Raw genomic sequence first — 13025 nt, 5'->3', positions numbered from 1 at the left:
ACCGGCGCGACTGCTGGCATCGGCGCGGCCACCGCGCGCCGCTTCGTTGCGGGCGGGTGGCAGGTGATCGCCACCGGCCGCCGCGCGGACCGGTTGGATGCGCTCGCGGCCGAGCTTGGGGAGGCATTGCACCCGCTCGCATTCGACATGCGCGACGAGATCGAGCGCGAGACCGCGGTCGCGGGGCTGCCGCCAGCATTCGCGGGCATCGACCTGTTGGTCAACAACGCCGGGCTGGCGCTGGGCACCGCGCCCGCGCAGGCGGCGAAGCTGTCCGACTGGCAGACGATGATCGACACGAATATCACGAGCGTCGTCGCGCTGACGCACCGGCTGCTGCCGGGGCTGATCGAGCGGCGTGGCGGACTCGTCAACATCAGCTCGGTGGCGGCGACCTACCCCTATCCGGGCGGCAACGTGTACGCCGCGACCAAGGCGTTCGTTCACCAGCTGAGTCTCGGCCTGCGATCCGACCTGCACGGCACCGGCGTACGCGTCACCTCGATCGAGCCCGGCATGGTGGAGACCGAATTCACGACCGTGCGCACCGGCAGCCAGGCGGCGTCGGACAAGCTGTATGGCGGCGCTGACCCGATGACGGCCGAGGACATCGCGGCGACGATCTGGTGGATCGCGACGCTGCCACCGCACCTCAACGTGAACACGCTGGAGCTAATGCCGGTGAGTCAAAGCTGGGCCGGGTTCCAAGTCTCCAGAACTTCGTCGCCCTGAACGCGTTTCAGGGTCCATGCGAGACGCTGATGCGGGGGCAAGGCGTCACGCATGGATGCTGAAACGCATTCAGCCATGACATAGCAGAAGTCGGTTTCCGTTCACGTCATCGTCGCTAAGCTGCGCCCATGCCCCAGCATCACGATCTCCTCGTCATCGGCTCCGGTCCGTCGGGTCGGCGCGCCGCGATCCAGGCGGCCAAGCTCGGCAAGTCGGTGCTGGTCATCGAACGCGGCCGGCGCGTCGGCGGGGTGTCGGTCCATACCGGCACGATCCCGTCCAAGACCCTGCGCGAGACCGTGCTCAACCTGTCGGGCTGGCGCGAGCGTGGCTTCTACGGGCGCGGCTATCGGGTGAAGCAGGACATCTCGGCGGCCGACCTGATGCGCCGGTTGCACAAGACGCTGGACCACGAGGTCGAGGTGCTGGAGCATCAGTTCGGCCGCAACGGCGTCCAGGTCACGACCGGCACCGGCCGCTTCGTCGACCCGCACACGATCGAGGTCACCGCCGAGGACGGTGAGACGAGGCTCGTGGCCGGCGACCACATCCTGCTGGCGGTCGGCACGCAGCCTTTTCGCCCCGCCTATGTCCCCTTCGACGAACCCAGCGTCTTCGATGGCGACGAATTGATCGACCTGCCGAAACTGCCGCGCAGCCTGACCGTGGTCGGTGCCGGCGTGATCGGGGTGGAATACGCCACCATCTTTTCCGCGCTCGACGTCGCGGTGACGGTGGTGGAGCCGCGCGAGACGATCCTCGACTTCATCGACCGCGAGATCGTGGGCGAGTTCGTCCACGAATTGCGCGACCGCAACATCGGCCTCCGGCTCGGCGTCGGCGTCGAGAGCGTCACGGTCGAGAATGGCCGCCCGGTCTGCCGGCTCAAGGATGGGCGGCAGGTCGTCAACGAGATGCTGCTGTACTGCGCGGGCCGCGTTGGCGCGACGGCGGACCTGGACCTTGCCGCCGCCGGGCTGACCGCCGACGACCGCGGCCGCATCGCCGTCGAGCCGACGACCATGCAGACGGCCGTGCCGCACATCTATGCCGCGGGCGACGTGATCGGCTTTCCGTCGCTCGCCTCGACCAGCCTCGAACAGGGTCGCCTCGCCGCCTGCCATGCGTTTGGCCTGCAACCGCCGCCGCCGCCCAAATACTTCCCCTACGGCATCTATTCGGTGCCCGAGATCAGCACCGTGGGGCTCACCGAAGAGGAGGTGCGTTCGCGCGGCATCCCGTACGAGGTCGGCACCGCGCGCTTTCGCGAGACGTCGCGCGGGCATATCATGGGGCTCGGCAGCGGCATGATGAAGATGATCTTTTCGCTGAAGACCAAGCGGTTGCTGGGCGTCCACATCATCGGCGAGGGCGCGACCGAGCTGATCCACATCGGTCAGGCGGTGCTAAACCTGAAGGGCGGCATCGACTATTTCATCGAGAACACCTTCAATTATCCGACGCTGGCGGAGGCCTACAAGATCGCCAGCCTGGATGCATGGAACCGGCTCGAAGCGGCTGGCGCAACGGCGGAGCCGGCGGCTGCCGAGGCGGCAGGGTGAACGTCACTGCGACCGCCACTTTCCTCCCGTCATTCCCGCGAAGGCGGGAATCCAACGCGCCGTTCGCACCGGTGGAGAGATGGATTCCCGCCTTCGCGGGAGTGACGAAGTTCCTCTTACCCTTTTTGCTTCTCGCCACGGCCGCCCAGGCGCAGATCGAAACCCCCGATGGAGCCCTCGCCCGCGACGCAGCGACATGGGCGGCGGTCGCCGGCCTGCCGGTCGACGAGGCCGAGCGCCAGCTGCGGGCGCAGGGCGAAACAATCGCCGTCACCGATGCGATCGCGGCCGAGTTCGGCAACCGGCTGACCGGGATCGCGATCGAGCATCGCCCGCGTTACCTGATCCGCGTGCTGCTGACTGGCAGCGAGCCCGTGCCTGATCGCCGCATCGTCGCGGGCGGGCTGGACGTGGCGGTCGAGTTCCGCACCGATGCGCTCGCCACGCGCGCACAGCTGCTCGCCGCGCTGAGCACGCATCAGGCGGCGATCCGCGCCAGCCTGCGCCGCGCGCCCGGGCTGGGCGTCGATCAGCGCAACGGGTCGCTGGTGGTGATGGTCGGCGATGCCGACGCCGCCGCCTATCCGGCGGGCGAGCTGGAACAGCGTTTCGCCAACCTTACCGGCATGCCCGTCACCGTGCGCCGCCTCGACACCACAGCCGACGCCGCAATCGAGGGCGGCGCACGCGTCGTCGGGACCAGCCCCGTCGACGGCAAGCGTTACGCCTGCACCACCGGCTTCGTCGTCACCGACGGCGGCCGCCTGGGCGTGGTGACGGCGGCGCATTGCCCGGACACGCTCGCCTATGTCGAGGCGGATCGGACGCAGGTCCCGCTCAGCTTCGTCGGCCAATGGGGCTGGAGCTTCCAGGACGTGCAGCTGCACCTCGCGAGCGCCGAAGCAAGCCTAGCGCCCTCCTTCTTCGCCGACACTGCCAAGACGCTGCGCCGCGCCGTCACCGCCGCGCGCCCGCGCGCCAGCACGCGCGCGGGCGACGTCGTGTGCCATCGCGGCGAGCGCACCGGCTATAGCTGCGCGGAGGTGGAATATGTCGACTTCGCGCCATCGGGCGACCTGTGCGGCGGCCCGTGCGCGCCGACCTGGGTCGCGGTCGCGGGGCCGAGCTGCCGCGCGGGCGACAGCGGCGGCCCGGTGTTCGACGGCACCGTCGCGCTCGGGCTGGTGAAGGGTTCGAGCTATCGTCCGGATGGCGCGTGCAGCCTGTACTACTACCAGTCGACGGATTTCCTGCCGGACGGGTGGCGGGTGCTGGTCGCGCCTGATCCTCCCCGGAACGGGGAGGGGGACCGCTCGGCGCAGCCGAGTGGTGGTGGGGCCTCTCCACCGATGTTGCGCTCGCGCTGAAGCCCCTCCGTCACGCCTTCGGCGCGCCACCTCCCCCTCCGGGGGAGGATCAGGGTGCCAGCCGCCCATCCTGTGTCGCCGCCATCTCGAACGCGAACAGCACGTCGGGATCCGGCGCTCCCACGTCGCGCGCCACGTCGGCCGGCGCAATCTGGTGCAGCAGGTGGCGGATCACCGCCGCCCGCGCGCGCGGCTTCTTGTCCGCCCGCACGCAGACCCACGGCGCCAGCGGCGTGTGCGTGCGCGCCAGCATCCGGTCGCGTGCGGCGGAGTATTCCTCCCACTTCGCCTGCGCGACCGCGTCCATGTCGCTGACCTTCAACGCCTTCAGCGGCTCCTCGCGCCGGGCGTCCAGCCGCTCCTTCTGCTCGTCCTTGGAAATGTCGAGCCAGACCTTGACCAGCTTGATGCCACTTTCGACCAGCATGCGTTCGAAATCAGGCGCGTCGCGCAGGAACTCGGCCTGTTCGGCCGGGGTGGAGAAGCCCATCACCACCTCGACGCCCGCGCGATTGTACCAGGAGCGGTTGAAGATCACGAGCTCGCCTGCCGCTGGCAGATGCGCGACATAGCGCTGGAAATACCATTGCGTGCGCTCGCGATCGGACGGCTTGGGGAGCGCCACGACGCGGGTCGCGCGCGGGGAGAGATGCTCGACGATGCGCTTGATCGTCCCGTCCTTGCCCGCCCCGTCGCGGCCTTCCAGGATGAGTACGGTGCGCTCGCCCGATGCCAGCGCCGCCGCCTGGGTGCGTACCAGCGCCAGTTGCAGCGCTTCCAGTTCTTCGGCGTGCTTGCCCAATGCTACTCCCCCGGCCGATAGCGGCGCTCGACATGGCCCTTCAACTCGTCGGGCCAGAAGTAAACCGGTCGGAGGTCACCCGCCGCGTAGCGCGTCGCCTGATCCGAGAAATGCGGCGACCCAGGGCGCCCGCTCTGGCCACCGGCGGTGACAGCCCATGCCCGCACGCGAGGCCCGAATTCGACGATGGCGACGAAGCTGTTGCCGCTGGTCCCGTACCACCGCTTCGTGCCCGGATAGGCGCGTGCACCGAACGACGCGAGCGAACCCCAGCGCGCGGAGCCGAACGGGACGGGGGTCGAGGGCTTGGCGTCATCGAACCGCTGCACGATCGCGGCGTCATTGCGTTGGAAGCGGTTGACCTCGCCCCACGGCACGTCCCACCGGCCGAAGTCGCGCCGCAGCCGCGCCACCGCGCGCTCCAGCGCCGCGAGCTTCGCTCCAGCCGGCATGCCGCCGGTGAGCCAGTCCCACGGCGTCAGGTCGGGTGGTCGCTGATGGCGGACCGCGTCGGGCCACATCTCGTCGGCCCAGAACATGGCCAGCGTCGTCGCGATCGAGTCCGCCGACGCGCGCCGGTCCCAGCGCTCCAGCGCCTGCACCGGCTCGGCGAGCATGTCGCGACGGGAAGACGGGGCGTCACCGCGCCATTCCACTGCCAGCTGCGGGACCAGGCGGTCAAAGGCGGGCAGCCAAGGGTCGTACGCGATCGTGCGCAGCCCCTGCCGGTCAAGCGCCCGCGCCGGGCTCAGCAGCGCCAGCGAATGATCGCCACGCGGGTTCGCGCCCGCCTGATCCATGTAGCGCGGGAAAGCCTCTCGCCTTGGACTGTTCGCGCCCGCCGCCCGCCACGGTGCATCGTTCGCGTTGTACAGCCAGCCGCCCGTTGGATCGATGACCCGCGGCAGCTTGGCCATCGGCGTCGGTCCGCGCCAGGCGGTGGCGGGATCGCTGCCGTCCACCGTGCCGCGATAGTCCACCCGGTCGTCACGGGCGGGCACGAACTGCGGCAGCAGCAGCGCCGTGCGCCCGTCCGCGTCGGCATAGACCGTGTTGTTCGACGAATTGGCCTGCCGCGCCGCCACCTGCACATACTCGGCATAGGTCTTCGCGCGCGTGCGCAGCCAGCTCTGCTCCAGCGCCGGCACCGGCTTGTGCATCAACGCCGCGCTGACCCACTTCGCGCCGTCCTTGCGCACCACCGGCCCGTGCTGCGAGCGCCAAGTGCGGAACGACCGCTCGCCCATGCTCCCGTCGGCCTCGCGGAACCGCAGCCGCACGCTCGACGCCGTCAGGGCGCGCTGTTCGCGGCCGTAGCGATACGCAACCATGTCCGGCCCACGACGGGTCACGTCGAGCGAGAAGAAGTCGACGCTGTCCGCGCCACTCGTGGTGTGCATCCAGCCGACGCGCTCGTTCCAGCCCTGGTAAATGAAGAACTGTCCCCAGGTGCTCGCGCCATAGGCGTTCAGCCCGGCGTCGCTGGTCATCTGCAACTCGGCGCGGAAGAAGAAGGAGGTGTGCGGGTTGATGAGCAGCAGCGCGCGGCCGTTCTTGGTCAGCTTGGGCGCGATGGCGATCCCGTTGGAGCCACGCGGCTCGGCGTCCGCATCCGGTACGCGCGCCAGCTGCGGCGCGGCCGTGCCGTAGAAGGCGGCGAGCTGCGCCAGATCGACCTTCTCGATGTCGCCGCCGATCGATCCTTCGGTGAACGACAGCGCCATCCAGGGCTCGAACCGCGTCAGCACGCGAGGTTTCTCAGCTGGGTGGGTCGCCAGGTAGAAGTTGAGCCCGTCCGCCCACGCTTCCATCAGCGCGCGCAGCCAGGCGGGGCTGCGACGATACTCCGCCTGCAACGCCACCGGATCCATCCACAGCCGCTGCCGCAGGTCCGCCCAGATCGCCGCTTCGCCCTCCGCCTCCGCCGTGCGGCCAAGCGCAGTCAGGTAATTGGCTTCGATACGGGGGAAGTCGTCCTCCGCCTGCGCATAGATCGCGCCGAACACCGCATCCGCATCGGAGCGCCCGCGGATATGCGGGATGCCCCAGTCGTCGCGCTCGATCGTGACCCGGGCGGCCTGCGCGCGCCAGCGATCCATGTCGGGCGGTGGGCTGGTTGCGCCGAGCAGGGCAAGCGCGAGGAGGGCAGGGGTGAGGCGCATTGCGCTACCTTAGTCTTTCCCGGGAGCGGCGTGAAAGTACCTTCTCCGGGGAAAGCTCGGGCTCGGATGGGAGTTGTCCGACTTAGCTCGTGTCTGAATTCCGGCGCGGCCGGCAGGGCCCCGGCTTTCGCCGGGGAGGGGCTAGATGAGCGCCTCGATGACTTCGCGAGCGATCTCGTCTGGTGCCCGAATCGCGCCGTCCGCGACCGTCTCCACCGTCACCCAGCGACCCGCCCAGCCAGCCCTCGCCATCGCCGCGTAATTGTCGCGAACCCGCGCCTGCAACGCCGTATCAGCCTCGTTCGCGTCGAACGTGGCGTCGGTATAGCTCCGCTGTCGCTTCATCGCGATCTGCCGGCGCGCGACATCGACCGGCGTCGCGAGGTACACGTTGAGGTCGGCCCGGGGCAGCGCGAAGGTGTCCGTCTCGAGCGCCCAGCTCCAGCGCATCAGTTCGTCGGCGTCCTCGGGTGCACCGCGCGCGGCCTGGTAGGCCAGGTTCGACGCAATGTAGCGGTCGAGCACCACCACCTCGTGCGCGTCCGCGGCCGCGAGCAGGCTTCCACGCGACTCCATCCGGTCGAGCGCATACAACACCGCCGCGGCGCGGGGGGACACCTCGCGCGGCAGGCGCCCGCCCAGCATTTCGCCCAACGCCCAGCCGCCGGTCGTCTCGGCATAGCGCGGGAAGGACATCACCGTCGCCGTGCGTCCCGCCGCGATCAGCTGCCGAACCACCTCGGCGGCGGCCGTTGCCTTACCCGCCCCGTCACCACCCTCGATCGCCAGCAGCATCAGCCTTGCAGCCTTGCGTGATGTCGGATCACCTCGTCGATGATGAAGCGCAGGAACGCCTCCGAGAATTCCGGGTCCAGCTCCGCTTCCGCCGCCAGCTGCCGCAGCCGCGCGATCTGGCGCTCCTCGCGTCCCGGATCGGCCGGCGGCAGGCCCGAGTGCGCCTTGTGGCGTCCGACCGCCTGCGTGACCTTGAACCGCTCGGCGAGCAGGTGGACCAGCGCCGCGTCGATATTGTCGATCGACTTGCGATAGCCGTTCAGCACGTCGTCCGACATCATGCATCCTCTCAGCCCTTCTTTGCGGGCGCAGCGACCGGGCGGCAAGGGTTGCGTTGCCGCACGTCTGCCGCCACATCGCCCGCGTGAACGGCACCGTCCACCAGCTTCGCCCCTCCAGCGCACCGGGCACGCCCTCGCTGGAGCCGATGGTACAGCTCGTCGCGGGCGATCTGAACGCGGTCAACGCCGTGATCCTCGACCGCATGCAATCCGACATTCCGCTGATCCCCGAGCTTGCCGGTCACCTGATCGCGGGCGGCGGCAAGCGCATGCGGCCGATGCTGACGCTCGCGAGCGCGCGGCTGATCGGGTACACCGGCGCGCGTCACCATCGCCTCGCGGCGGCGGTCGAGTTCATCCATACCGCGACGTTGCTCCACGACGATGTCGTCGACGGCTCCGACCTCAGGCGCGGCAAGCGCACCGCCAACATCATCTGGGGCAACCCGGCGTCGGTACTGGTCGGCGATTTCCTGTTCAGCCGCTCGTTCGAGCTGATGGTCGAGGACGGCTCGCTCAAGGTGCTGAAGATCCTGTCCAACACGTCGGCCACGATCGCCGAGGGCGAGGTCAATCAGCTGACGGCCGCGCGGCGCGTCGATCTGGGCGAGGACCGTTATCTCGACATCATCGGTGCGAAGACCGCCGCGCTGTTCGCCGCCGCCTGCCGCATCGCGGCCGTCGTCGCCGAGCGCCCGGAGGGCGAAGAGGCGGCGCTTGACACCTATGGCCGCAACCTGGGCATCGCGTTCCAGCTGGTCGACGACGCGATCGACTATGTCTCGGATGCCGGCACGATGGGCAAGGATGCGGGCGACGATTTCCGCGAAGGCAAGATGACGCTGCCCGTCATCCTCGCGCGTGCCCGCGGCACGGCGGAGGAGCGCGCGTTCTGGAAGGATGCGGTCGAGGGCAGGCGCGCGTCAGACGAGGACTTTGCGCACGCCGTCGCGCTGGTGAGCAAGACCCGCGCCGTCGACGACACGCTCGCCCGCGCCCGCCACTATGGCCAGCGCGCGATCGACGCGATCGGCGGCTTCGCGGATGGCCGTGCCAAGGAGGCGATGGTCGAGGCCGTCGAGTTCGCGGTGGCGCGGGCGTACTGACCCGTCGGCGAAAGAGCAAAAAAGCTAACACCCGTCGCCGACGTCCCCCCGCTCCACCTGCAGCGTTGCGTGCCCGATCCCATACTCCTCCCGCAGCATCGCTTGCGCCGCGCGCAGGAAGGCATCGTCCTGCATCCCGCCTGGCATCACCAGATGCGCGGTCAGCACCGGCTCGGTGGTCGACATCGGCCAGATGTGGAGGTGATGAACCCGCTCCACGCCGGGCAGCACGCGCAGCGCCATGCGGACCTTGTCGTAATCCAGGTCGCGCGGCACCGCCTGCAGTGCCATCTCCACCGTCTCGCGCAACAATCCAGCCGTCTGCCAGAAGATCACGCCCGCGATGACGAAGCTGGTCAGCGGGTCGATCCAGCCCGCGCCGGTCCACCAGATCGCCAGCCCGGCGACCACCACGCCTGCGGAAACGACTGCGTCGCTGAGCATGTGGAGGTACGCACCGCGGATGTTGACGTCGCCATGCCGCCCGCGCGCGAACAGCCATGCGGTGAAGCCGTTGATCGCGATGCCGATCGCAGCGACGACGGCGATCTCCGGCCCGGCGATCGCGGCGGGTTCGATCAGTCGGCGTGTGGCCTCCAGCACGATCGCGCCCAGTGCCACCATCAGCAGCAGCGCATTGATCATCGCGGCGAGGATGGTGGAGCTCTTGAAGCCATAGGTGAACCGCTTGGTCGCCGGCTTACGCGCCAAGGCCGCGCCGGCCCAGGCGACGCCCAGCCCCATCACGTCCGACAGATTGTGCCCCGCGTCCGCGAGCAGCGCCATCGAGCCCCACCACAGCCCCGCCGTCGCTTCGCACAGGACATAGGCAAGGTTGAGCGCGATGCCCCAGGCGAACGCACGATCGAACGACGCCGGCGCGTGGGCGTGCGCATGATCGTGTCCATGATGATGGTGGCCGTGACCCATCGTGCCGATCCCCTGTGCAGCAGAACGATGGCACGACGCCGGCAGCCGCGCCAGCCCGCCGGTCCTGAGCGAGTTTCGCAAATGATCAGAAGATGATAGGCGGATCGCGGGGCGGCAGCTGCGCGTGTGCGACCTGCCCGGGGAGTTGACGATTTGGCCATCACGATTTCGCAGAGCGACGCGGACGTCGGCGTTGCGTCAAACGGTACGGAAGAGGGTGCCCCGGCGTTGCTGGTGACGGGTAGTCGCAATCGCATTGTCGTCGGGTTTTCCGGCCTGCGCGCGACGGGTAGCGGTCCGGCTGCGGTGCTGACCGGGACGGACAACTACCTCCGTTTCGATTTCGGCATCACGTCCTCCTCAGGGCCGGTCACCGTTCAGGGATCGGCCGGCGCCGACACGGTGTTCAACCGCGAGGCCAACATTTCCGGCGAGGTTCAGCTCGGCGGGGGCAACGACTATTACCAGTCCAACTACGCAGCCACGCAGGGCGCGGTGCGGGGCGGCGACGGCAATGACAGCCTCACCAACTTCTTTGCCAGCCGCGACCTCGTCTACTTCGGGGACGCCGGTGACGACTATCTCGGCGGCGGCACTGGTGCGGATCGGTTCGACGGCGGCGCGGATGCCGATTGGCTGGAAGGGTCCGACGGGGCAGACCAACTCACCGGCGGCGCGGGCATGGACCGGCTGAACGGCGGCACCGGCGACGACGTGCTGTCCGGCGGAGTGGACGACGACAAGGCGCTCTTCGCGGGGGACAGCGCGAATTATCGCGTGACGATGAACGGGGGAGCGGGGTCCGTCGTCGATCTGGACGCGGGTGATGTCGGCGGGGACGAAGGCACGGATACGCTCGACGGTATCGAGATCCTGCGCTTTCGCGACCAGGAGATCGATCTGCGCATTGCGGTCAACGAATTGGCGCTGACCACCGCCAACCAGGCGTTCACGAACACGGACCCGCGCTACGGCTATAGCGCGGTCACGCTGGCGGCGAACGGCATCCAGTTCGTCAACACGGGCTTCATTCGCGGCACGGCCGTGGAGCATACCGTCTCGCAAGGCGGCAACCTGGTGCAGGCGACGACGGCGGCGCTGGTGTTCGCGGGCGACAACGTCCGCATCGACAATCGCGTCGGTGCGACAGTGCTGGGTATCGACACCGCGATCGGGCCGCGCGGAGGTTCCTACACCGACGCGCAGGGCTTCCAGCAGGTCTATGGGTACAACACCCAGATCATCAACGCCGGCACGATTCGCTCGCTGGAGGGGACCGCGATCGAAGGCTATCCGTCGATGTCGGTCGACAACGCGGCCGGCGGCCTCATCGCCGGAGCACTCCAAGGCATCTCCATCCCCAATGGCAGCCTTGTTCTCACCAACGCCGGTACGATTTCGGGCGCGGACGCCGGCGTCCGCGCCGGCTATATGGACATGGTCAACACCGGCACGATCAACGGGCTGGTGGAAAGCATCTCGCGGTTCAGCGACATCAGCAACGCCGGTACGATAACCGGCGGGTTCATGCTCGGCGGTATCGATCGCCTGGTGAACACCGGCACGGTCACCGGCCTGACAAAGGTGGATGTCTACTCGGTGGGCTATGGCCCGGGCTTCGGCGACACGCCGTCCTATCAATTCGCTTCCATCGACAATCGCAACCGCCTGGACGGCGACCTCCGCGTCACCGGCGAGACGCAGTTCCGCAGCGCGACGGTAGTCCCCCCCGTCTTCACCAGCGTCATCGCCAACAGCGGCACGATCACCGGCAGCATCGTCGGCGACGCGACGGTGGCGACGCGGGCGAACGACGGCACGACCCCCTCCGCCTCTTTCCGGGAGGAGGTGGCGAACAGCGGCCGCATCGACGGCAACGTCGATCTGGGCGCAGGCAACGACCTGCTCGTCACCACCGGGTCGATCGGCGGCGCGGTGCGGATGGGGGCGGGTGACGACGTGGTCCGCGTCGGCGGCGCCGTCGGCGGCGGGATCGACGGAGGAGTGGGCACCGACACGCTCGACTTCTCGGCCGGCAGCGTGCCCGGACGCTTCGACCTGGCGGGCGGCAGCGTGACGATCGGCACGACGAGCCTGACCTATACCGGTTTTGAGACCGTGATCGCGACCGCGGGCGCGGACCTCGTGATCGCCGGTGGGGGATCGACCGTCATAGACGGGGCGAACGGCAACGACGCCTTCGTCTTCGGAGCCTTCTTCGACGCGTCCGACCGGGTCGATGGCGGCGCGGGGGCGGATGTGTTGGCGATCCAGGGGAACTATGCGCTGGTGCTGGGTGCGGCGTCGCTGGTGGGGGTGGAGACGCTGACGCCGCTGTCGGGCTCGGACGCGCGGTTCGGGGACGCCGCCAACAATCGCTATGGCTACGCGCTGACCAGCGTCGACGCGACCGTGGCGGCGGGGGGCAAGCTGATCGTCAACGCCTCGCAGCTGCTGACGGGGGAGAACTTCACCTTCGATGGGTCGGCGGAGAGCGACGGCAGCTTCTTCCTGTATGCGGGCGAGGGGATGGATCTGCTGACCGGCGGCGCGAACGCAGATGTGTTCTTTCTGGCGGAGGGCCGTTTCAACCTGGGCGACCGGTTCGCGGGCGGCCCCGGTGCGGACATCGTCGTACTGCGCGGCACCGTCACCGCGACGTTTGCGGCGGACACGTTCACGGGCATTGAGACGGTGACGTTGATGAGCGCCAGCGACAACCGCTTCTTCGCCGGCGGCACGTCGAACAGCTATGCGATCACGAGCCATGACGGCAACGTCGCGGCGAACACCAGGATGACGGTCAATGGCGGTGCGCTGCTGGCCGGCGAGGTGATGAGCTTCGACGGCCGCGCGGAAGCGGACGGTGCGTTCCGGCTGTTCGGCGGAGCGGCGGGCGATACCTTGCGCGGCGGCGGCGGCGGCGACCTGATCTATGGCGGGCTGGGTGCCGACAGCCTGACCGGCGGCGGCGGTGCGGACCTGTTCCGCTATCAGGCGACGGCGGAGTCCACCGGGTCCGCGCGCGACACGATCGGTGACTTCGGAGCAGGCGACCGCATCGACCTGTCGCCCATCGACGCGGATGCGAGCACGCCCGGCGACGACGCGTTCGCGTGGATCGGCGCGGCCGCATTCACCAACATCGCGGGCCAGCTGCGCGCGAGTGTGATCGACGGCTTCACCACGATCGAAGCCGACACGAATGGCGACGGCACCGCCGACCTGTCGATCCTCCTGCCCACCAACCCCGCCCTCGTCGCAGGCGACTTCGTGCTCTAGGCGCGT

General features: G+C 69.0%; 10 protein-coding genes. 5 read left to right on the top strand and 5 right to left on the bottom strand.

The annotated features are described in order from the left end of the window. The 3 genes from JWN21_RS03165 to JWN21_RS03155 form a co-directional block, all read left to right on the top strand. Positions 1 to 732 (top strand): SDR family NAD(P)-dependent oxidoreductase (locus tag JWN21_RS03165; protein WP_299646144.1); only part of this gene is annotated, 732 nt, incomplete at its 5' end. A 128-nt stretch (positions 733 to 860) separates the two neighbouring features. Then, complete coding sequence (gene sthA / locus JWN21_RS03160) at positions 861 to 2294, top strand: Si-specific NAD(P)(+) transhydrogenase (protein WP_299646142.1); 1434 nt, start codon at positions 861 to 863, stop codon at positions 2292 to 2294. A gap of 101 nt (positions 2295 to 2395) precedes the next feature. After that, positions 2396 to 3661 (top strand): hypothetical protein, encoded by a 1266-nt coding sequence (locus JWN21_RS03155; RefSeq protein WP_299646140.1) that lies wholly within the window; start codon positions 2396 to 2398, stop codon positions 3659 to 3661. A 49-nt stretch (positions 3662 to 3710) separates the two neighbouring features. Here the strand turns inward: JWN21_RS03155 and ppk2 are convergent, their stop codons facing one another. The 4 genes from ppk2 to JWN21_RS03135 all read right to left on the bottom strand — a co-directional run bounded on the left by ppk2 (position 3711) and on the right by JWN21_RS03135 (position 7698). After that, positions 3711 to 4463: a polyphosphate kinase 2 gene (gene ppk2, locus JWN21_RS03150; RefSeq protein WP_299646138.1), complete on the bottom strand. Its 753-nt coding sequence runs from the start codon at positions 4461 to 4463 to the stop codon at positions 3711 to 3713. Between the two features lie 2 nt (positions 4464 to 4465). Further along, positions 4466 to 6625 (bottom strand): penicillin acylase family protein, encoded by a 2160-nt coding sequence (locus tag JWN21_RS03145; protein ID WP_299646136.1) that lies wholly within the window; start codon positions 6623 to 6625, stop codon positions 4466 to 4468. Between the two features lie 141 nt (positions 6626 to 6766). After that, entirely contained in the window at positions 6767 to 7420 is a 654-nt protein-coding gene (locus JWN21_RS03140) for a thymidylate kinase (protein WP_299646134.1), read from the bottom strand. Then, entirely contained in the window at positions 7420 to 7698 is a 279-nt protein-coding gene (locus JWN21_RS03135) for a chorismate mutase (protein WP_299646132.1), read from the bottom strand. Before JWN21_RS03135 ends, JWN21_RS03140 begins: the two co-directional genes overlap by 1 nt. A gap of 86 nt (positions 7699 to 7784) precedes the next feature. Here JWN21_RS03135 and JWN21_RS03130 point away from each other — a divergent pair, with 86 nt between their 5' ends. Further along, positions 7785 to 8807, top strand: coding sequence for a polyprenyl synthetase family protein (locus tag JWN21_RS03130; RefSeq protein ID WP_299646130.1), 1023 nt, complete (start codon positions 7785 to 7787; stop codon positions 8805 to 8807). Positions 8808 to 8831: 24 nt separating this feature from the next. Here the strand turns inward: JWN21_RS03130 and JWN21_RS03125 are convergent, their stop codons facing one another. Beyond that, positions 8832 to 9737 carry a cation diffusion facilitator family transporter gene (locus tag JWN21_RS03125; protein ID WP_299646128.1) on the bottom strand — a complete coding sequence of 302 codons (906 nt, stop codon included), beginning with the start codon at positions 9735 to 9737 and terminating at the stop codon, positions 8832 to 8834. A 153-nt stretch (positions 9738 to 9890) separates the two neighbouring features. On the opposite strand from JWN21_RS03125, the gene JWN21_RS03120 reads away from it, so the two are divergent. Beyond that, on the top strand, positions 9891 to 13019 hold the full coding sequence (locus tag JWN21_RS03120) for a hypothetical protein (RefSeq protein ID WP_299646126.1): 3129 nt from the start codon (positions 9891 to 9893) through the stop codon (positions 13017 to 13019). Positions 13020 to 13025 lie beyond the last annotated feature (6 nt).

This window comes from Sphingomonas bacterium (assembly GCF_028292945.1).
Lineage (GTDB): Bacteria > Pseudomonadota > Alphaproteobacteria > Sphingomonadales > Sphingomonadaceae > Sphingomonas.
Note: the sequence above shows the minus strand (reverse complement) of the source record. Positions and strands in the feature narration are given on the sequence as shown.

What these genes read in the sequence shown, in the direction of transcription:
- sthA (WP_299646142.1), top strand. Translation starts at nt 861, where the DNA reads ATGCCCCAGCATCACGATCTCCTCGTCATCGGCTCCGGTCCGTCGGGT.
- JWN21_RS03145 (WP_299646136.1), bottom strand. Translation starts at nt 6,625, where the DNA reads ATGCGCCTCACCCCTGCCCTCCTCGCGCTTGCCCTGCTCGGCGCAACC.
- JWN21_RS03140 (WP_299646134.1), bottom strand. Translation starts at nt 7,420, where the DNA reads ATGCTGCTGGCGATCGAGGGTGGTGACGGGGCGGGTAAGGCAACGGCC.
- JWN21_RS03135 (WP_299646132.1), bottom strand. Translation starts at nt 7,698, where the DNA reads ATGTCGGACGACGTGCTGAACGGCTATCGCAAGTCGATCGACAATATC.
- JWN21_RS03125 (WP_299646128.1), bottom strand. Translation starts at nt 9,737, where the DNA reads ATGGGTCACGGCCACCATCATCATGGACACGATCATGCGCACGCCCAC.